Source organism: Longispora urticae, from assembly GCF_053902585.1.
The window spans coordinates 1-20,016 of record NZ_JAQZSH010000058.1; the positions used below are offsets into that span (position 1 = coordinate 1).

Genomic DNA, 20,016 nt, shown 5'->3' on the forward strand with positions numbered 1-20,016 from the left:
GGGGTGTGSACCGCCTGYGCCGGTGGGCCCGCGCGGTGGAAGGCGCGCGGGCCCACCGGAACTCTCAGCACCAGGGCTTGTCGAAGAACTTCCGGCAGCTCATGGTGACGGTGTCGGTGCTGGTCAGGCCCTTGTGGTCGGTGACCTTGAGCGTGACGGTGTAGGTGGCGGCCACGGCGGGGTACAGGTGGCTGACCCGGGCGGCGGTGGACGAGGTGCCGTCGCCGAAGTCCCAGCGGTAGGTCAACGGCTGGCCCTCCGGGTCGGAGGAACCGACGGCGTCGAAGGTGCACGCGCCCGGGCCGGAGCACGGCGCGTTGGGGAATCTGTTGATGACGGCGACCGGCGGCAGGTTGCCGGCCTTGACCAGGGTGCGGGTCCGGGCCTGCTTGCCGGCGTTGTCGGTGACGGTGAGGATCGCCGAGTAGTAGCCGGCGGCCGGGTAGGTGTGGGTCGGGGTGGCCCCGGTGCCGGTCGTGCCGTCGCCGAAGGCCCAGGACCAGGCGGTGATGGTGCCGTCGGGGTCGCTGGAGCCGCGGCCGTCGAAGGCGCAGGTGTTGTTGTCGATGGAGCAGGTGCCGGTGGCCCGGGCGGTCGGCGCGCCCGGGTCCGGGGCGGCGGGCGGGAAGACGGCCTGGTCGCTGAGGTCGAGCAGGGGCTCCTTGATGCCGTCGCCGGAGTCGTCGGTCCAGTTCAGGTTGCCGGCGGTCACGAGCGCGTCGCGGATCCGGTTGACGTCGGCGCGGTTCTTCGGGTCGTTGCCGTTGCTGGTGAGCCAGGCCACGGCGCCGGTGACGTGCGGGGTGGCCATGGAGGTGCCGGACAGGGTGGCGTACCCGGCGCCCTTGTAGGTGGAGTAGATGCACGAGCCGGGGGCCGCGATCTCCACCAGGGGCCCGAAGTTGCTGTAGTTGGCCAGGGTGTCGTCGTTGCCCCGGGAGCAGGAGGACGGGGCCGTGCCGAGGCCGCCGGACCTGCCGTCGTAGTCGGTGAGGGCGGAGACGGTGATGACGTCGGGGTGGTTGGCGGGCGAGAAGGTCCGGGCGTCCTTGTGGTTGTTGCCGGCGGCGACGACCATCACGATCCCGGCGTCGACGGCCCGGGTGACCGCGGCGTCCATGGCCGGGCTGCTGCACTCGCAGCCCAGGCTCATGTTGGCGGCCTCGATCTCGTCGGCGTGCGCGGTGACCCAGTCGATGCCCGCGACCACGCCGTCGTTGCCGCCGCTGCCGGAGTCGTTGAGGACGCGCACGGACCACACCCGGGCGCCGGGGGCGACGCCCACGACCCCGTCGCCGTTGTCGATCGCGGCGATGGTGCCGGCGACGTGGCTGCCGTGCCCGTGGCCGTCCTCGCCGGTGCCGTCGGTGCAGCTCGTGCTGTTGAGGCAGTTGGTGCGGGCTACCACGTTCAGGTCGGGGTTCTGTGAGGTGACGCCGGTGTCGATGACTGCGACGTCCACGTCCACCCGCGTGTCGACCCCGTCCCCGACAGCCAGGCGGGGGTTGGCGGTGGTGAGGGAACGCCCGATGCCGGTCGGCACGACCTGTGCGGTGGTCCGGACCTGCTGGACCGCCTCGACGGAGGCGACCCGGGGGTCGGCCCGCAGCGCGCGGACCGTGGCCGCGCCCAGCGGGGCGGAGAAGCCGCGCAGGGCGTGCCGGTAGACGTGGTCGGGGGTGGTGGTGGCGACGGTGCGGGCGAACGCGGCCGGGTCACCGGCGGCGCTGTCGAGCACCACGATGTACTTGTGCCGCTCGCCCTGGTCGGCGGGCGCGGCGCTGGCGGTCGCGGGGACGGCCAGCAGGAGGGGTATCGCGAACGCCAGGAGTGTGCGTCGCATGGCGGACTCCTCAGTCCTCGGGGATGGGGTGGACCAAGGATCGAAGTTGCATAGAAACTTATCAATAAGCAACGGGTACTTACTGACGGAGCGTCGCTATCTCGGTACGACGGGTGACGCCCAGTTTGCGCATCACCCGGGCGACGTGCACGTCCACGGTGCGCGGCGACAGGAACAGCGCCTCGGCGATCTGCCGGCTGGTCAACCCGCTGGCGACCAGGTCCGCGATCTCGTGCTCGCGCGGTGACAGGTCCCGGCCGTGGCCGCGCCGCCCCTGACTCGTGGGCGCGCGCACGCCCTGTTCGCGCAGCAGGCTGCGGCAGCGGTGCACGTCCCAGGTCGCGCCCAGGGCCTGGAAGGCGGCGATGGCCCCGTACAGCCGGGTGATGCCGGCGCTGCCCGGTACCCGACCGTGGGCGGCCAGCATCCGGGCCTGGTCGTAGGGCCGGGGCAGGGCGGCGTACGCCCGCTCCGCCTCGTCGGGGTCCCCCGTGCCGCACAGTGCCCGACCGGCGGCCAGGGCGGCGTGCGCGGCGGGTGCGTCACGCCCGGCCACCCCCGCCGCGTACTCGGCGACCAGCGCCTCGGCGGCCGGCCCGGGGCCGAGGGCCTCGACCGCGACCGGGAGCAGGTCGGCGGCCCAGACCCAGATGTCCTTGGCCCGCAGGTGCCGCAGCACGTCCCGGGCGATCCGCCAGCCCGCCGCCGGGTCGCCCCGGCCCAGGGCCAGGCGCACCCGGCCGGCCCCCGCGAGGGCGAGGTTGGGCAGCGCGTGGGTGGGCACCAGCAGCCCGCGGTTGGCGTCCTCGAGGTCGCCCCGGGCGAGGGCGAGCAGGCCGGCGACCAGCTGGGCCTCGTGCCGGATGAGTGCCACGTCGTGCGCCTCCTCGGCGAGGGCCCGCGCGCGGTCGGCCAGCCCGTCCCACCGGCCGGCGAAGTAGTCCAGCAGCAGCTCGGTGCCGCTGACCGCGCCGCGGAGGAAGTGGCTGTGCGCGCCCTCGGTGCGCTCGCGGACCTCGGCGACATACCCGGCCGTGCCGGCGTGCCGGCCCAGCCACACCGACGAGTACGCCAGGTCCGTCGCCATCCGGATCCGGTGCAGGTCGGCGTCCGGGCCGCTCGCCTCGGGCAGGGCGCCCCAGTTGCCCGGCAGTCCCATCGAGGTCAGCACGGAGCGGTAGGTGACCTCCACGCCCAGCGTCAGGACGGGGTCGGCCGCCAGCGCCGCCGCCCGCCGCGCGCGGTCGAGCCAGGCCAGGTGCACCCGGGCGGGCCGCTCGTCGTCGAAGCTCGTCGTGCCGAGCAGCGCCATGGCCCAGGCCGTCCTGCCGGGGTGTCCGGCCAGCGCCGTGACGGCCCGTTCCACGTACCCGACGCCCGCGCCGGGCCGGTCGGCGTGCGTCCGGGACAGGATCCCGAGGCACAGCAGGAGCTCGCCCCGGACCTCGTCCGGCAGTGCCGGGTCGTCCGCCAGTGCCCGCAGCCGCGACAGCACGTCCGCCGAGGCCATGCCGGTGAGCGCGGCCTGGCCGAACAGCACGGCCAACCGGGCCCGGCGGGCCGGATCGGCACGGGTGTCGCCCACCACGTCCGCCAGCAGTTCGACCACGCCGGCCACGTCGCCGGCCGCGAGGGCCTGTCCGGCCGCCGTCTCGGTGTGCCGCAGCCAGTCGTCGACGAGTCCCGCCCGCCGGGCGTGGTAGGCCAACTGGGCCGGCGCGTCCGGCGGTAGCGCCCGCCCGGCGCGCCGGTGCAGCTCGGCGCGCTCGGGTCCGACGAGCGCCTCGTAGACGGCCTGCTGGCACAGGGCGTGCCGGGGCGCGTACCTGTCCCCGACGGCGGTCAGCATCGCACGGCGCAGCGCCTCGCCCATGCCGGTCACCGCGTCGGCGGTTCCGAGGCCGGCCACCGCCGCGAGCACCTCCGCCGTCGCCGGCACCCGCAGCACGGCGGCGGCCTCGACCAGGCGGCGCGCGGGCGGGCCGAGCAGCGCCAGCCGGGCCAGGACGAAGTCGTGCACCCCGCCGGGTACGGACTCCGCGCCCGGCCGGTCGGCGAGCAGCCGCAGGGACTCCTCGACGGCGAACGGCACGCCCATGGTGCGTTCGTACAGGGCGCGGGCCGCCGGGGCGGGCAGGTCCACGGCCAGCTGGGCCACCTCGTCGGGGGTGAGGGGCGGCAGGGTCAGGCGCAGCCGGCGGGTGTCGGGGCGCACCCGGGTCGTGGCGGCCGGTACCGCCCCGTCGGGCAGGTCCTCGCGGCGGTACGTCAGCACCAGGGCGAGTCGGGCGGGCATCCGGGCGGTGAGCACGCCCAGCAGGTCGGCGGTGCCCCGGTCGGCCCAGTGCAGGTCCTCCAGGACGAGTACGGCCGGGCCCAGGCCGTCGAGCAGCGCGAGCACGGCGCGGAACAGCCGGTGCCGGTCCAGTTCGGGGCGGCCCAGGTCGGGCAGCGCCGGCGGCAGCCAGTCGGCCAGTTCGGGGAGCAGCCGGTGCAGGGCGCCGGTCACGGGGTTCAGGTCCCGGGTCGGGGGCGCGCCCGACAGCGCGTCGAGGAACGGCGCGAACGCGAGCGGCTCACGGACCGGGTGGCACTGTCCGGTCAGGACGGTCCGGCCGGGCACGAGCGCGGTGACGTGCCGGACCAGCGCGGACTTGCCGATCCCCGGTTCGCCCTCGACGACCACGGTGACGGGTGGCCGCCCGAGCGCCTCGAGCACGGCCGCGACGTGTCGGTCCCGGCCGACGAGGCGGGGCGCGGTGGAGTCCCGGTCGGTCCGCAGCGCGAATCCGGGGTCCGTCACCACATCACCCTCCCGGCACCAGGAAGCGGCAATGTATCGACAACTACCTCTGTCTGTAAACACCTCACCTGGCATCCGGCGACAAACCGCGGACCACTTGACGGGTACCAGGGGCCCGGTGCCGGCTCAGGCGAGGTGCCGGCCGTACCAGTCGGTCAGGCGCTGGTACGCCGCCGTCGCCGCCGCCGCGTTGTACCGGGCCCCGGTGTCGTTGAAGAACGCGTGGTCCGCGTCGGGGAAGGTGACGACCTCGTGGGTCAGCCCGGCCTTCTCCAGCGCGGCCTTCGCGGCGTCCCGGCTGGCGTTGACCCGGGTGTCGAGCGCGGCGTACACGGCCAGGACGGCCGCGTCGGGCGACCCGGACAGGTTGGCGTTGTCCGGCAGGGGGCCGTAGAACGGGGCCGCCGCGCGGAGCCGGGGCTCACCGGCCGCCAGGAGTGACCACACCATGCCGCCGCCGAAGCAGAACCCGACCGCGCCGGGTTTCCGGTCGGGCGCCCTGCGGAGCAGCTCGTCCACGGCGGCCTTCATGTCGGCGACGAACCGGCCGGGCGGGGCGGCGTTGAGGGCGGCGGTGGCCTGCGCCGGGTCGGTGAACGTCGCGGTGCCGCCCTCGGCGGACAGCAGGTCGAGGGCCAGGGCGGAGTACCCGCTGGCGGCCAGCCGACCGGCCACGGAACGGATGTGGTCGGTGAGGCCCCGGTTCTCGTGGATGACCAGGACCGTGCCGCGCGGGGCCGGGGCCTCGGCCCAGGCGCCCTGGAGGGTGCGCCCCTCGGGGCCGGCGAAGGTGACCGCCTCGGTCGGGCGCGGCGTGGGCACGAGGATGCCCGGTGCGGACGCGGCGGGCGGTGCCGGGTCCTCGCCGGACCGGGAGGAGTCGCAGGCGGCCAGGAGCGGGACGGCCACGGCGGCCCCCACGCCGAGGAGGGCCAGTTGGCGGAGCGCCTCGCGCCGGGTGATCAGGCCGTCGGAGTAGTCGACGACGACCTCGTCCGTGAGGTACCGCTGCAGGGAGGTCATGGTCGTGCTCCGTTCTCGCGCGGTCGGGGCCGGTTCCCCCGACATCGTCGCAGCCGCCCGGCGCCCGGGGCGGAAACACGGCGAAACCGGCACGGAGGTCCATGGTCCGTCCAGCCGGTAACACGGTGGCGGATCACCCGTGGACCCGTGAGGATCGACCGTATGCCGCTCCGTCTGCACCACATCGTCATCGACGCCCACGACCTGCCCGGCCTGGCCCGGTTCTGGGCCCGGGTCCTGCGCTGGCAGGTCCTGTCCGAGCGCGAACGGGAGGTGGTCATCGGCCCGGACGAGGCGGCCCCGGTCGGCATCTGCTTCATGCCCGTGACCGGGGAGAAGCGGGTGAAGAACCGCCTGCACCTCGACCTGACGTCCGGCGCCGACGACCGCCAGGACGAGATCGGGCGGGTCCTCGCCCTGGGCGCGCGCCGCGTCGAGATCGGGCAGACGGGTACGGAGTCCTGGGTCGTGCTCGCCGACCCGGAGGGAAACGAGTTCTGCGTCGTACGCCCGAAGGAGACGTTGATCGGGTAGCGCCCCGGAACAGGCTCGACAGCGGGCCCCTGGCCGGCGTTAGGCTGGCCGGCGCATCGACCCGACCGCCGAGGGGAACCGCGGATGACTTCGTTACGGCTGCACGACGACGAGTTCGTCACCGACGCCGCGACCGTGCGCGCACTGCTGGCGGGACAGTTCCCGCGCTGGGCGGAGCTGCCGCTGGTCCGGATCGGGCTGGCCGGCACGATGAACCAGCTGTACCGCCTCGGCGAGGACCTGCTCGTCCGGCTGCCCCGTCGCGCCGACGCCGTCGAGCAGCTGTACTTCGAACGCGACCAGCTGCCCCGCCTGGCCCCGCACCTGCCCGTCCGGGTACCCGAACAGCTCGCCCTGGGCGCGTCCGACGACGGGTACCCCTATCCGTGGGCCGTCTACCGCTACGTCGACGGCGACCACCCGGGCGTCGACGACCCCGACGGGGACGCGCTCGCCGAGGACCTGGCGGAGTTCCTGCTCGCGACCCGTGCGCTCGACCCGACCGGCGCCCGGGCCGGCTACCGCACCGGCCCGCTGGGCGACCGGGACGACTACGTGCGGGAATGGGCGGTGAAGGCCGACGGGATCGTCGACGCCGCCGCCGTGCTCCGGCTGTGGGACGAGGCCCTGGCCGCGCCCGCCTGGACCGGCGGTCCCGTGTGGGCGCACAGCGACCTGATGCCGGGCAACCTGCTGGTCCGCGAGGGGCGGCTGTCGGCGGTGCTCGACTTCGGCGCCGCCGGGGTGGGCGACCCGGCCTGCGACCTGACCGTGGCGTGGAACAGCCTGCCGGCCCGGTCGCGGCGGCGCTTCCGGGCCGCGGCCGGCCTGGACGAGGCGGCCTGGGCTCGGGCCCGCGGCTGGGCGATGACCTGGGTCGGCGGCATCGCCTACTACCGCGGGACCAACCCGGCGCTGTCGGCCCGGGGTGAGCGGGCGCTCAAGGAGATCCTCGCGGAGGCGTAGGCGGCCGGGAGCCGGGGCGCACAGACACTCCGGCTCCCGGTCCGCGTGATCCGGTCGGCCCTCGCAAGGGGGCCCGACGTTGGGTTCACGGTCCGGCCGTAGCCACCCGCCCCGTCCGCTACGCGTCCCGCCGGCGCAGCAGCACCCCGCCGGCGACCAGCGCGGCCAGCGCCCACGCCGCGAGTACCCCGATCCCCCGCCACGGCCCGATCGCCAGGTCCTCCAGCCCCTTCGTCGCCTGCACCCCGAGCCCGGCCGTCATCGGCCCGACCTTCTCCAGGCGGCGGATCCACGTCGGGTCGGACACGGACAGGGCCAGGATCGGGAACAGGTACAACAGGCCGAGGACCAGGCCGATCGCCGCCGCCGCGTTCCGGACCGCGGTCGCCACCCCGAGACCCAGCAACGCGACGAGTACGAGGTACACCACCGACCCGACCGCCGCGCGCAGCACCGGGGCGGCCGTCCACGAGAACGTCTGCCCGGCGGGGAGGAGCTCCCGGCCGACGAGCAGGGAGCCGAGCACGGCCACGGTCGCCGCGACGGCCACGACGGCGACCAGCACCGCGGACTTCGCCAGCAGGACGGTCCACCGGCGCGGGACGGCGGTGAGGGTGGTCCGGATCATCCCGGTGCCGTACTCGGCGCCGATCGTGAGGACCGCCAGGATCGCGACCACGGCCTGGCCGAGCCGGATGCCGGTCAGGCTGACCCGCGCCGGGTCGATGCCGCAGTCGCCCCGGCAGGTGACCGCGGCGGCCGCGGCGGCGCTCACGGCGACCGTGGTCGCGACGAGGACCAGGAGCAGGCCGATCGTGCCGGGGCTGGTGCGGAACTTGGTCCACTCCGCGCGCAACGCGCTCACGCGTCCCTCCTGGCGGGTCGGTGGGTCGGGGCGGGCGCGGTCACCCGCGCCCCCTGTGGAGCTGTCACGCGTCCCTCCTCCGGAGCCGATGGGTGGCCAGGGCCAGGGCGAGCGCCGTCCAGCCGGCCAGGACCGCGAGGCCGGCCCACGGCGCCAGCGGGAAGTACCCCTCGACGGGGGTGTAGAGGTTGTCGACCTGGGCGTATCCGGTGGCGCTCTGCTGGATGGCGAACGCCGCCGCCGGCGTGACCCGCAGCAACCACCGCGCGGCCTCCGTGGGCAGCACCGTCATCGCCAGCAGGTAGGGCAGCACGATCGTGACGATCGCCGCCGTGACGGCCGTGGTGGCGCGCCGGAGCAGGACGCCGAGGGCCAGCCCGAGGACCGCGGACACGGCGAGCAGGGTCGCGGTGCCGAGAATCAGCCGGAGTTCGGTGGCCGTGCCCGCCGGGTGCAGGTAGGTGCCGGCGTTCCGCAGCAGTGGCTGACCGCCGAGGACGACGACCGCCGCGGCGACGAGTCCTGTGCCGAAGGTGACGGCGCCGAGGACCAGGGCCTTGGCCGCGAGGACCCGGCCCCGGCGCGGGCTGGCGGTGAGCGTGGTGCGGATCAGGCCCCGGCGGTACTCGGCGGTGACCGACATGGTGGCGACGACGACCACGAGGATCAGGCCGGCGAACGTGCCGATCAGGGTCTGGGTGACCGTGGTACCGATCCCGGCCGCACCGGCCACGGCGGGCGCGATGTCCCCGGTGCCGGTGATGGTGAACCCGTCGCCGGTCGGCCGGAGCCCGCCGCGCTGCCCGGGTTCCGCGTTGCCGGGCCCACCGACCGGGGTGCCGGTCCAGGTGCCGTCGCGGGAGACGTGGTCGAAGGTGGCGGTCGCCCGGGACGGCCCGCCCGACGCGCCCACCGAACCGAGCGAGGACGCCATGACCTCCGCGTACTGCGGGGAGGCGACGAACATGCCGAGCTCCACGGTGGCCGGCAGGGTCATCCGGACGCTGTCCACGGTCGTCCACGTGACGCCGTCCTCGGACGAGGCGCCGGTGACCGTCCGCCCGGCCCGGGTGAGCCGCAGCCAGTTCCCGGCCCGGCCCGCCCGGTCGTGCACGAAGTCGTGCTGCATCCGCACGCCGTGGCCACCGGTGACCATCACGGCGGCGTACGCCGAACCGGGCCTCGTGCCGTCCTTGACGATCAGGCCGGCCTTCGTCCACGGCGCGAGGCCCGCGCGCTCCGGGTCGCCCAGGAGCACGCCGGTCAGGTCCGCGACCCGGACCGTGAGGGTGCCGTCCCCGGTGAGCGGCTGGTGGGCGAACATGAAACTGTCGCTGACCTCCCCACCCTCGGGCCCGACGGGCAGCACGCACTCCGAGCCCGTGCCGTGCCGCCCGCAGTTGCCCTGCACGCCCGGGAACAGGCCGAACATCATGATGACGACGGCGGCCAGCACCATGCCGACCACCCAGCCCCGGACGGTGCGGAACTTCGTCCACTCGGCGCGGATCAGGTCCCTCACCTGTTCACCTCCGCGCGGAACTCGACGGCGTCGCGGGTCAGCTCCAGGTACGCGTCCTCCAGGGTGGCCCGGTGCGCCGACACCTCGGAGAACGGCACTCCCCCGGCGGTGAGCGCGCCGACCACCTCCGCGGCGGTCAGCCCGGCGACGGTCAGCTGGCCGGGTCCGGTCGGGGTCACGGTGGCCCCGGCGGCGGCCAGTACCCCGACAGCGGTGGTGGCGGTGCTGCGTAGGGTGACCCGGCCGTCGGACGCCGCCGTGAGCAGCCCGGCCACGCTCCGGTCGGCGATGACTCGGCCCCGGCCGGCGATCACCACCCGGTCGGCGGTGTCCTGCAACTCGGCCATCAGGTGGCTGGAGACCAGCACCGCCCGGCCCTCCGTCGCCAGGGCGCGCAGGAAACCACGCATCCAGATGATGCCCTCGGGGTCCATCCCGTTGAACGGCTCGTCGAGCAGCACCGCCGCCGGGTCGCCGAGCAGCGCGGTGGCGATACCGAGCCGCTGCCGCATGCCGAGCGAGAAGCCTCCGGCCCGACGCCGGGCCACCGACCCCAGGCCGGCCCGCCCGATCACCTCGTCGACCCGGCGGGCGCCCAGGCCCTGCGAGTGGGCGATCCACAGCAGGTGGTCGCGGGCGGTGCGGCCGGGTTGCAGGGCGCCGGCGTCCAGCAGCGAGCCGACGTGCCGCAGCGGCCGGCGCAGGCTCCGGTACGGCCGGCCGCCGATCAGCGCCGTGCCCGCGTCGGCGGAGTCGAGGGCCAGGATCACCCGCATGGTGGTGGACTTGCCGGCCCCGTTGGGTCCCAGGAAGCCGGTGACCTGCCCCGGGCGGACCGTGAAGGACATCCCGTCCAGGGCGGTGTTCGCGCCGAACCGCTTGCGCAGTCCGTCGACGACGATCGTCGCGTCAGTCATGGGGACCGTTCTACGTCCCGGACGGTGTCATCACGGTGCCGGGCGCCGACACCTCGTCGACACCTACGGGATGGCATCGTGGGGGCATGCGAGTGCTGGTGGTGGAGGACTTCGAGATCCTGGCCCGGACCATCGGGACGGGCCTGCGCCGCGAGGGCATGGCCGTGGACGTGGTCCTCGACGGCGCCGACGCCCTCGACCACCTGGCCGTCACCCGGTACGACGTGGTCGTCCTCGACCGGGACCTGCCCGGGGTGCACGGCGACGAGGTGTGCCGGCGGATCGTCGCGGCGCACCCGACGACCCGGGTGCTGATGCTCACGGCCGCCAGTACGGTGCGGCAGCGGGTCGACGGGCTCGGGCTCGGGGCGGACGACTACCTGCCGAAACCGTTCGACTTCTCCGAGCTGGTCGCCCGGATCCGGGCGCTGGGCCGGCGCAGCGCCCCGGCGGTGCCCCCGGTGCTGGAGAGCGGCGACCTGACGCTGGACCCGTCGACCCGGGTGGCCCGGCGCGGCGGTCGGCGGCTGGACCTCAGCCCGAAGGAGTTCGGGGTACTGGAGTGCCTGCTCGCCGCGTCCGGCCGGCTGGTGTCCGCCGAGGAGCTCCTCGAACGGGTCTGGGACGAGGCGGCCGACCCGTTCACGACGGCGGTGAAGACGACCGTCCGGCGGCTGCGCGCCAAGCTCGGCGAGCCGCCGGTGATCCACACCGTCCGCGAGGGCGGGTACCGGGTCGGGGCGCCCTGATGCGGCTGCGTACCCGGCTGACCCTGCTCTACGCCGGCCCGTTCCTGTTGTCCGGCGCGGCCCTGGTGAGCGTCCCGATCCTGCAGACCCGGCAGAGCGAACCCGTCGGGCCGGGTACCGGCGGCCCCCCGCCCGCCCCGGCCCCGGAACTCGGCAACCTGATCACCGTCTCCGTCCTCGGCCTCGCCGTCATGGTCGTCGTCGCGCTCGCGCTGGGCTGGTGGATCGCGGGCCGGTTCGTCCGCCCGCTGCGGGCCATCACCGCCACCGCCCGGGACATCTCCGCCAGCAACCTGCACCGCCGCCTCGGCAAGCCGGGCGGCGGCGAGGAGTTCACCCAGCTCGCCGCGACCCTCGACGACCTGTTCGCCCGGCTCGAAGCCTCCTTCGCCTCGCAGCGGCACTTCGTCGCCAACGCCTCCCACGAACTGCGCACCCCCCTCACCGCCGAACGGGCCCTGCTCCAGGTCGCCCTCGCCGACCCCGAACCGTCCGTGGACCGGCTGCGCGCCGTCTGCCGGGACGTCCTGGCCCTGGGCGGCTCCCAGGAACGGCTCATCGACGCCCTCCTCACCCTCGCCAGCAGCGAACAGGGCATCGAGCACCCGGAACCGTTCGACCTCGCCGACGTGGCCCGGGGCGTCGTCGCCAGCCGCGGGGACGCGCGGGTCTCGACGGCGCTGGCCACGGCCCCCGCGCTGGGTGACCGCAGCCTGGCGGGGAGCCTGGTCGCGAACCTGGTCGACAACGCGCTGCGCTACAACGTGCCCGGCGGCACGGTCGAGGTGGAGACCTCGGCGGGGCGGATCGCGGTGCGCAACACCGGGCCCGTGGTACCCGCCGGGGAGGTCGAGGGGTTGTTCGAGCCGTTCCGCCGGCTCGGCGACCAGCGGACCCGGCACGACGGCCACGGGTTGGGGCTGGCCATCGTGCGGGCCATCGCGGGGGCGCACGGGGCGACGGTCAGCGCGCGGGCCCGGCCGGCCGGCGGGCTCGCCATCGAGGTGACGTTCCCGGCCGTCCCCTGAGCGATCATGGAGGGATGCGCCCAGAGCCCGGCCAGGTCATGCACTTCTCCGAGGACCCGACGATCACCCGGTTCGTCCCGCACGTCGCGGCGACCGCCCAGCACGCCGGGGCCTACGTCTGGGCCGTCGACGCCGACCGCGCCCCCGACTACTGGTTCCCCCGCCAGTGCCCGCGCGCCATGGCCTGGGTCGGCCCGGACACCTCCGCCGCCGACCGGCACTGGCTCGGCTCGGCCCGGGTGCACGCGGTCGAATACGGCTGGCTGTCGCAGATCCAGACCACGGTCCTCTTCGGGTACCGGTTCGCCGCCGCCCCCTTCGAACCCCTCTTCGACCACGCGCTGGTCGCCACCGGGACCGTCGAGCCGCTCGGTCCCGCCGAGCCCGTGGGTGACCTGCTCGCCCTGCACGCCGGAGCGGGCATCGAGCTGCGGGTACTCGTCGACCTGTGGTCCTTCTGGGACGTGGTGGTCGCGAGCACCCTGGAGTTCAGCGGGATCCGGCTCGGCAACGCGCGGCCCCGCCCGGGAAGCTAGCGCGACCCCCGCCGGCGACCGGGGACGGTCACCGGACGGTCGCGACGTACACCGTGTTCGTCGACTCGCGGTCCTGGAGGAAGTTGTGGAAACCGACCACGTGCGCCTCCGCCGTCGCGAACACCTCGCCGAGGACGGCCGTGAACTCCGCGTCCGGCGGGTCGTTGGACCACAGGGCGAAGACGCCGCCGGGGCGCAGGTACCGGGCGAGGTGGCGCAGGCCGTCCGGGGTGTAGAACGGCGCGTGGCTCGGGTGCAGCACGTGCCGGGGCGTGTGGTCGACGTCGAGCAGGATCGCGTGGTACGTGCGGCCCGGGGTCCGGGGGTCGTAGCCCGATCCGGCCGTCATCGCGAAGAAGTCACCGTGCACCAGCGCCGTGCGGGGGTCCCCGGTCAGCTCGGCGGCCAGGGGCAGCAGCTCCCGCTCGTGCCAGCCGATCACCTCGGCGAGCGCCTCCACGACCGTCAGCGACCCGACCCGGGGATCCTCGAGGGCCGCCCGGGCCGTGTACCCCAGCCCGAGGCCGCCGACCACCACGTCGAGGTCGGTGCCGGCCAGCTCCGCCAGGCCGAGGCGCGCCAGTTCCACCTCGGCGACCGTGAACAGGCTCGACATCAGGTACTCGTCGCCGAGTTTGACCTCGTACACGTCGACCTTGAGGGTCGGGTCCAGCCGTCGGCGGAGGCTGATGGCTCCGACCGGCGTCTCGCGCCAGTCAATCTCTTCGAATCGCGCGCTCAAGAGCCAGGTCCCGTCCGGTTAGCGTGGTTGACACCCTACACGCGGGTCGACCGACTCCACGGCACCCCGACAGGCGCCTGACCAGGTGCGTCGGGCCACGGGACTTCCGGCGGCCGGCCGTGGTGGACGGTGTGGCAGCCCTGCGGCGGGCCGTGCTGGGCGGCGCGGCGGGCCGTGGTGGCCCTGCGGCCGGTCCGGGTCGGGTCGGGTCGGCCGGTGCGGGCGCCGCGTCGGCCGGTGCCGGCGGCGTGGTGTCGCCGCGCGGTGCCGTCCCCACCCCTCGAGGAGACGTCACCGCGCGGCGGTGCGGGCATCCGACCTGGTCCACCAGGCACCCCTCAGAACCCGGCGGCGACGGTCACCCACCAGGACAAACGACCGGCCCCCGGCCAGGTGGCGTGAGGTGTCAGACCTCATGTCGAGCGTGTCGCGGACCGGAGCGGCCCGGTGCCCCGAGATCACGCCGTTCCGGTGTCCCTAGGTCACGCCGTCCCGATGTCTCGCCGTCCCGGCGACCCGGCGTCCCGACGACCCGGCGACCCGGCGACCCGACGACCCGGCGACCCGACGTCCTGAGGTCCCAACGTCCTGAGGTCCCGAGATCCCGAGGCCCCGGCGTTCCGGCGACGTGCGGAGCACTCGTCGCCGGAACGGTGATCAGGCGATCCGCACGTCGTCCACGGCCGCCTCCACCAGACTCGCCCCGCTCGCGTCGGTGGCCTCCACCGTGATCCGGACGCTCTGCCCGGCGTAGGACGAGAGATCGACGCTGCCGGTCTGCCAGGTCGCCGGCACGGTCGTCGCCGCGCCCAGCTTCTGGAACACGACCGTGCCGTTCACCTTCACCCGGAAACCGTCGCTGGTGCTGGAGTTGTTGAAGTGCGCGAGGTAGTACCGGAACGTGAGGGTCAGGGTCCGGCCGGACGGGAGTGCGATGGCGGGCGAGCCGACGGAGCTCGTACCCCCGTCGAGGTCGTAGTCGCCCGCCGCGGTGCCGGCGAGTCGGCCGGTGACCAGGCAGTTGGCGCCGCTGGGGGTGGTGCCCTGCTGGAAGGTCTGTCCGTTGTAGGTGGTCGCGGCGGGGTCCCCGCGTTCGAACGGGCCGCCGGTGGCGGTGTCGGTGCCGGCCGGGTTGACCGTCCAGCCGGTCGCGGTCTCGAAGGTGTCGGAGTAGACGACGCCGCCGGTGCCGCCGACGGTCAGCGTGTAGCCGGTGCTGCGGGTGCCGGACGGGCCGGTGGCGGTGACCACCAGGGAGTAGACGCCCGGCGGGGTCGTCGCCGCGGTGGTCAGGGTCAGGGTCGAGCTGGCGCCGGCGGGGACGCTGGGCGGGTTGAAGGACGCCGTGCTGCCGGCGGGCAGGCCGGTCGCGCCCGTGAAGGTGACCGTCTGCGGGTTCCCGCTGGTCACGGAGGTGCTGATCGTGCTGGTCACCGAGCCGCCGGGCGTGACCTGGCCGGCGGCGGGGTTCGCGGCGATCGCGTAGTCGTCCGCGCCGGTCGGCGGGAAGCGCAGGACCCGGTCGTCGTCGGCGGTCGGGGTGCCGCGGCCGTCGCGGTTGCTGGTCGCCACCCACAGGTAGCCGTCCGGGCCGACGGCGACGGTGCGCAGCCTGCCGTAGGCGCCGTTGAGTTCGACCGTCCGGCCGGCGGGGTTGTTCAACGGCACGAGCCACAGCCGGGTACCGCGCAGCGCGGCCACGAACATCGTCCCGTTGGCGATCGCCCCGCCGCTCGGTGAGGCCTCGGCGGTGGTCCACGTGGTCAGCGGGTTGCGGAACCTCGGGTCGGCGCAGGTGCCCTCGCAGGTCGGCCAGCCGTAGTTCGCGCCGGCCACGATCTGGTTGACCTCGTCGGTGGTGTTCTGGCCGAACTCGGTGGCGAACAGCCGGCCCTGCGCGTCCCAGGCCAGGCCCTGCACGTTGCGGTGCCCGAGGCTGTAGACCAGCGAGTTGGCGAACGGGTTGTCCGGCGGGACCGTGCCGTCGGGGCGCATCCGGAGGATCTTGCCGTTGAGGCTGTTGACGTTCTGCGCGTTGGCGGTGTTGTTGGCGTCGCCGACCCCCGCGTACAGCATGCCGTCGGGGCCGAACGCGATCCGGCCCCCGTCGTGGATGCTGGCCTTGGCGATCCCCGACCTCACGATCTCCTGGGTCTGCGGGGTGGCCAGCCGGAACCGGACGATCCGGTTGTCCCTGGCCGCGGTGTAGTACGCGTAGACGTAGCTGTCCTGGGCGTACGTGGGCGACACGGCGATGCCGAGCAGCCCCGCCTCGCCGGTGGGCACGACGTTGGGCACGGTCGCGGCGACGGTCGGGGACTGGCCGGGGCTCAGCCGCATGATCCGGGCCCGGTTCCGCTCGGCGACCAGGGCGCTGCCGTCGGGCAGGAAGGCCATCCCCCACGGCACCTCCAGCCCGGTGGCCACCACCTGGGGCCGGGCGAAGTCGAAGCCGCCGGCCGCGGCGGTCCCGGGTGGCGGGGCCGCCGTGGTGGCCTGGGGCAGGGCCACCGCGGCGAGCAGGGCGGCGGTGAGGGCTAGGGCGATTCGGGGGCGCATGTCGGACTCCTCACGGGGAAACTGCCCCACCCTAAGCGCACCCATTGATCAGACTCAATGTAAAACGGTAAACAGTCCTTTTTGGCACGTGCCGGTCCACCGGACGGGCGCGCGGAGCCCCACCCGGGCGGACCGGAGCGTCACTCGCAGACCACCGACGCCGCGCACAGCGGTTGCAGGACCAGTTTCATCCGTACGCCGGCCAGGCTGCTCGACGAGCCCCCTCCGGCGGTGTAGCTCTCCGCGACGAACAGGGCGGGGCCCTGGAGGATCAGGAGCACGTCCCGGAGCCAGTAGGTGTCACCGTCGGGTTCCCCGCGCCACCGCAGGTTGACCCTCCGGTTCTCCTCGTCGGGGTTCATGTGCGCGTTGATCCAGCCGCAGGCCTCCCCGCCCGACACGAGCGCCGTGAAGGCGGCCCGCGCCGCCGCCTGGTCGGCGAACAGGAACACCTGGTGGCTGGCGACCGTCGGCGAGTGCACCTCCTCGATCGGGAGGCCCGGGCCGGTGAGGGTCCGCGCGGCGGTCCGCCCCGCGAGGGTGACGTCCGCGCCGCCCGTCGGGTTGAACCGGGACGGGGTGGTGCGGGAACGGTCCACGGTCCAGCCCGGCTCGCCCTCGTGCAACATGGTCAGCGCGGCGGGCAGGTCCGGTCCGCTGGCCGGGCCGCCGGTCGACCGCGCCGGGTCGCACCCCGGCCGCGCGGGCAGGTCGGCGGGTGGCCAGTGCGGCGCGGGCCGGGTGGGGGTGGCGCTGGCCGTCGTTCCGGCCCACGTGGGCCACGGCCGCGCGGAGCCGGACGGTCCGCCGGGGCCGGCGACCGACCCGTCCGGGACCGGGTCGGCGGTGCCGGCGGCCGCGACGGCGGCGGCGAGTACGGTGCCCAGGCCCGCGGCGGCCACCCGGGTGGTGGCGCGGCGGCGGTCGCCCCGGCGGCGGACGGCGGACGCGGCCACCAGCGTCGTGCCGGATTCGACGTCGGCGGCGAACGCGGCGAGCCGGCGGTTCAGGTCGTGGTCGGACACGGCTGGGTCTCCTTGTCGTCGAGCAGGACTGCCAGGGCCGCCCGGCCCCGGGACAGGCGCGCCTTCACGGCGCTGACCGAGGCGTGGGTCTCCTCGGCGATCTCGGCGACGCTGAGGCCGGCGAGGTGGTGCAGGACGACCGCCCGGCGCTGGGCGGCCGGGATCCGGCGCAGCGCGTCGACCAGGGTCACGGTGTCCGGGCCCGGGGCCGGCACGTTGTCCGGCGGGGCCGCGCGCCGGTGGGAGACGGCCCGCCGCCACGTACGCCGCCAGTTGCTGACCGCGATCCGGTACGCGACGGTGCGGACCCAGGCGGCCGGGTCGGTGTGGCCGGCGACGGTGGCCCAGCGCTGCCAGGCCCGCGAGTACGCCTCGGACACGGCGTCCTCGGCCTCGCACCGGTCGCCGACCATCGCGTAGATCTGGCTGATGACGCGCGGGGCGGTGGCGGCGTAGAACGCGTCGAACTCGGGGCTGTCGCGCATCGGCGCTCTCTCCTGCCGGGGTCGGGATCGTCACCCGGAAGACGCCCCGCGCGCGGGAACGGTGACATCACGTTTCGGCCACGGCGGGCGCGCCCGGCGACGGCGACGCGGGGCCACCGTACCCGGCGAATGGTTCTTGTGGTCCGTCCTATGTCAGGGTCCGACCCCCGGTACCCTGATTTCCCGGTTGGGGGGTTTCGCCGGATGGCCGGGCGGCGGGGAACCGGGACGCTGGGGCGATGAGAAGACGAGTACTGATCGGGGCCGCCGTCGCCGCGGCCGTGGCCCTCACCGCGTCCCCCGCCGCCGCCGGCCCGTCCTGTCCCGACATCGGACCGCCCGACGCGAAGGCCCTGGCGGCGGCCATCTCCGAACTCCCCAACGCCGACGTGACCGGCGCCCTGGTGCGGGTCACGGGCTCGGCCGGCCGGTGGACCGGCACGTCCGGGGTGTCGGACACGACGACCCGCGCGCCGGTCGACCCCGACGGGTACTTCCGGATCGGCAGTACCACGAAGGTGTTCACGGCCGTCCTGGTCCTGCAACTCGCCCAGGAGCGGCGCCTGGACCTCGCCCGCCCCGTGCAGCACTACCTGCCCGGGCTGCTGCCGGCCGACTACCCGCCGATTCCCGTCCGCACGCTGCTCGACCACACCTCCGGACTGCCCTCCGTCGACATCCCCGGCATGTACGACCCCGCCTGGGTCCTCGCGCACCGCTACGACCACTGGACCCCGCGGCAGGTCGTGGGGACGGCCACCGCGCACCCGGTCGAGTTCGCGCCCGGCACCGCGCAGATGTACACGAACACCAGCTACCTGGTCGCCGGGCTGCTGGCGGAGAAGGTGACCGGCCGGTCCTACGGCGAGCTGGTCCGGGACCGGATCGCGCGACCACTGGGCCTGCGCGACACCTACGAGCCGGGGGACGACCCGGAGCTGCCCACTCCGCACTCCAAGGGGTACCTGACCGTCGACGGCACGCTGAAGGACGCAACCTCGATGAACCAGTCCATGACCTGGTCCGCCGGCAGTCTGGTGTCCACGGCGCGCGACCTGGACACGTTCCTGTCCGGGCTGTTCCGGGGCCGGCTGCTCAGCCGGGAGATGACGGCCGCCCTGTTCACCGTGCCCGAGGTGCCGCTCGTCGAGGGCGGTCCCGCGATCTACAGCCAGGGGCTGATGCGGCTCGAGGTGAACGGCGTCACGGTGTGGGGCAAGACGGGCAGCCGCTACGGGTACTCCAGCGGCGTGTTCGCGACCCGGGACCTGGAACGGGTGGTCGCCTACTCGGTCAACGCGACGACGAAGAAGGCCGACGGGCAGCCGGCGATCGTGCTCCGGATCGCCGACGCGGCCTCCCGGTGACCGGTGGGCGGACGTCCGCCGACCACGGCGTCCGCCCCCCGTAGCACGCACCGCGGATTCCCACCATTGCCAGCCTGGCGAAACTCTGGAATTTTAGAGCCACGCAGCTCGATGTCCGAGATCATCGTCAGTGCGGAGGTGGGGATGCGGACCCGGACGCATGTCACATTCGAAGCCGCTTTGCGCGCGGCGATCGAGGACAGTGGGCTGACCCTGCACGGGGTCCAGAGCCGGCTCGCCCGTCGCGGGGTCCAGATCGCGATCGCCACGCTGAGCAGTTGGCAGACCGGCCACAACCGCCCGGAGCGGATCGAGTCCCTCCGGGCGGTCACGGCCCTGGAGGAGCTGTTCGGCCACTCCCCCGGCACGTTGACGGCCCTGCTCGGTCCGCGCCGGTCCCGGGGCCGGCACCCGTTCGGGACGGCCGGCAACCCGTCGTACGAGTCGATGCCGAACAGTTCGACGATCGCGAAGTTCGTCGGCGAGCTCTGGCCCCTGACCCCCAACGACATGGCGGGCGTCTACATGGAGGAGGAGGTCGTGCTCACGGCCGGCCGGACCCTGTTCGAGATCCACACCCGGGTCCTGTCGGAGGCGAAGGTGGACGGCGTCGACCGGTACTTCGAGTTGAGCTTCGCCGAGCCCGGCGCCGATCTGGACACGATGGGCGTGACCGCCCTGCGGCACTGCCGGGTCGGCCGGGTGCGGCGGAACCGCGACGAGCGGGTCGTCGGCACGGAGCTGCTCCTCGACCGGGTGTACAACGCCGGCGAGACGTTCATGATCGAGTACATCTCGCGGTTCGACCAGCGGTGTGTGGACAACGAGTACTTCCGGGCCCTGTCGGGTTCGCTCCAACTCTACGTGCTCCGGGTGCGGTTCGAGGCGACGGAACTGCCCGTGCGGTGCTACCGGTTCCAGGCGACGCACGCCGAACATCCCCGCACCGAGGTGGAGATCCGGCCGTCGAACGAGCACGTCGCCCTCCTGCCGATGAAGAACCCCAGCCGCGGGATCGCCGGCATCCGGTGGGAGTGGGAGTAGGCCCCCGG

At 74.5% G+C, this 20,016-nt stretch carries 17 protein-coding genes; 7 read left to right on the top strand and 10 right to left on the bottom strand.

All coding sequences use genetic code 11. The features are described 5' to 3' along the window. Nucleotides 1–64 precede the first annotated feature (64 nt). The 3 genes from PT931_RS35320 to PT931_RS35330 form a co-directional block, all read right to left on the bottom strand. Nucleotides 65–1,843, bottom strand: coding sequence for a S8 family serine peptidase (locus PT931_RS35320; protein WP_456250072.1), 1,779 nt, complete (start codon nt 1,841–1,843; stop codon nt 65–67). 79 nt (nt 1,844–1,922) lie between these two features. After that, the gene (locus PT931_RS35325; protein WP_456250073.1) at nt 1,923–4,646 is read right to left on the bottom strand and encodes an ATP-binding protein; all 2,724 of its coding nucleotides are present in this window, start codon (nt 4,644–4,646) and stop codon (nt 1,923–1,925) included. A 126-nt stretch (nt 4,647–4,772) separates the two neighbouring features. Continuing rightward, a complete protein-coding gene (locus tag PT931_RS35330; RefSeq protein ID WP_456250074.1) occupies nt 4,773–5,669 on the bottom strand; it encodes a dienelactone hydrolase family protein in 897 nt (298 codons plus the stop codon). A gap of 162 nt (nt 5,670–5,831) precedes the next feature. Between PT931_RS35330 and PT931_RS35335 the strand changes: the two genes are divergently transcribed. Both PT931_RS35335 and PT931_RS35340 read left to right on the top strand, forming a co-directional pair. Next, nucleotides 5,832–6,203 (top strand): VOC family protein, encoded by a 372-nt coding sequence (locus tag PT931_RS35335; RefSeq protein ID WP_456250075.1) that lies wholly within the window; start codon nt 5,832–5,834, stop codon nt 6,201–6,203. An 84-nt stretch (nt 6,204–6,287) separates the two neighbouring features. Beyond that, complete coding sequence (locus tag PT931_RS35340) at nt 6,288–7,169, top strand: aminoglycoside phosphotransferase family protein (RefSeq protein WP_456250076.1); 882 nt, start codon at nt 6,288–6,290, stop codon at nt 7,167–7,169. A gap of 118 nt (nt 7,170–7,287) precedes the next feature. Here the strand turns inward: PT931_RS35340 and PT931_RS35345 are convergent, their stop codons facing one another. From PT931_RS35345 to PT931_RS35355, 3 genes are all read right to left on the bottom strand, one after another. Next, nucleotides 7,288–8,034, bottom strand: a complete 747-nt coding sequence (locus tag PT931_RS35345) for an ABC transporter permease (RefSeq protein ID WP_456250077.1) — start codon at nt 8,032–8,034, stop codon at nt 7,288–7,290. Nucleotides 8,035–8,098: 64 nt separating this feature from the next. Further along, a complete protein-coding gene (locus PT931_RS35350; protein WP_456250078.1) occupies nt 8,099–9,556 on the bottom strand; it encodes an ABC transporter permease subunit in 1,458 nt (485 codons plus the stop codon). After that, on the bottom strand, nt 9,553–10,473 hold the full coding sequence (locus PT931_RS35355; RefSeq protein WP_456250079.1) for an ABC transporter ATP-binding protein: 921 nt from the start codon (nt 10,471–10,473) through the stop codon (nt 9,553–9,555). The genes PT931_RS35350 and PT931_RS35355 overlap by 4 nt, the downstream gene beginning before the upstream one ends. Nucleotides 10,474–10,559: 86 nt before the next feature. On the opposite strand from PT931_RS35355, the gene PT931_RS35360 reads away from it, so the two are divergent. Genes PT931_RS35360 through PT931_RS35370 form a run of 3 tightly spaced genes read left to right on the top strand, consistent with a single transcriptional unit; the run spans nt 10,560 to nt 12,786 of the window. Beyond that, nucleotides 10,560–11,222, top strand: coding sequence for a response regulator transcription factor (locus PT931_RS35360; protein ID WP_456250080.1), 663 nt, complete (start codon nt 10,560–10,562; stop codon nt 11,220–11,222). Then, the gene (locus PT931_RS35365) at nt 11,222–12,250 is read left to right on the top strand and encodes a sensor histidine kinase (RefSeq protein WP_456250081.1); all 1,029 of its coding nucleotides are present in this window, start codon (nt 11,222–11,224) and stop codon (nt 12,248–12,250) included. Before PT931_RS35360 ends, PT931_RS35365 begins: the two co-directional genes overlap by 1 nt. A gap of 14 nt (nt 12,251–12,264) precedes the next feature. Continuing rightward, nucleotides 12,265–12,786: a DUF6886 family protein gene (locus PT931_RS35370; RefSeq protein WP_456250082.1), complete on the top strand. Its 522-nt coding sequence runs from the start codon at nt 12,265–12,267 to the stop codon at nt 12,784–12,786. Nucleotides 12,787–12,814: 28 nt separating this feature from the next. Here the strand turns inward: PT931_RS35370 and PT931_RS35375 are convergent, their stop codons facing one another. The 4 genes from PT931_RS35375 to PT931_RS35390 all read right to left on the bottom strand — a co-directional run bounded on the left by PT931_RS35375 (nt 12,815) and on the right by PT931_RS35390 (nt 17,597). Further along, a complete protein-coding gene (locus PT931_RS35375) occupies nt 12,815–13,528 on the bottom strand; it encodes a spermidine synthase (protein WP_456250083.1) in 714 nt (237 codons plus the stop codon). Nucleotides 13,529–14,185: 657 nt separating this feature from the next. Beyond that, complete coding sequence (locus tag PT931_RS35380) at nt 14,186–16,087, bottom strand: PQQ-dependent sugar dehydrogenase (RefSeq protein WP_456250084.1); 1,902 nt, start codon at nt 16,085–16,087, stop codon at nt 14,186–14,188. 140 nt (nt 16,088–16,227) lie between these two features. Further along, nucleotides 16,228–17,112: a hypothetical protein gene (locus PT931_RS35385; RefSeq protein WP_456250085.1), complete on the bottom strand. Its 885-nt coding sequence runs from the start codon at nt 17,110–17,112 to the stop codon at nt 16,228–16,230. Then, nucleotides 17,094–17,597, bottom strand: a complete 504-nt coding sequence (locus tag PT931_RS35390) for a SigE family RNA polymerase sigma factor (RefSeq protein WP_456250086.1) — start codon at nt 17,595–17,597, stop codon at nt 17,094–17,096. Before PT931_RS35390 ends, PT931_RS35385 begins: the two co-directional genes overlap by 19 nt. Nucleotides 17,598–17,836: 239 nt before the next feature. Between PT931_RS35390 and PT931_RS35395 the strand changes: the two genes are divergently transcribed. Both PT931_RS35395 and PT931_RS35400 read left to right on the top strand, forming a co-directional pair. Continuing rightward, on the top strand, nt 17,837–18,964 hold the full coding sequence (locus PT931_RS35395; protein ID WP_456250087.1) for a serine hydrolase domain-containing protein: 1,128 nt from the start codon (nt 17,837–17,839) through the stop codon (nt 18,962–18,964). A 111-nt stretch (nt 18,965–19,075) separates the two neighbouring features. After that, nucleotides 19,076–20,008 carry a hypothetical protein gene (locus PT931_RS35400; RefSeq protein WP_456250088.1) on the top strand — a complete coding sequence of 311 codons (933 nt, stop codon included), beginning with the start codon at nt 19,076–19,078 and terminating at the stop codon, nt 20,006–20,008. Nucleotides 20,009–20,016 lie beyond the last annotated feature (8 nt).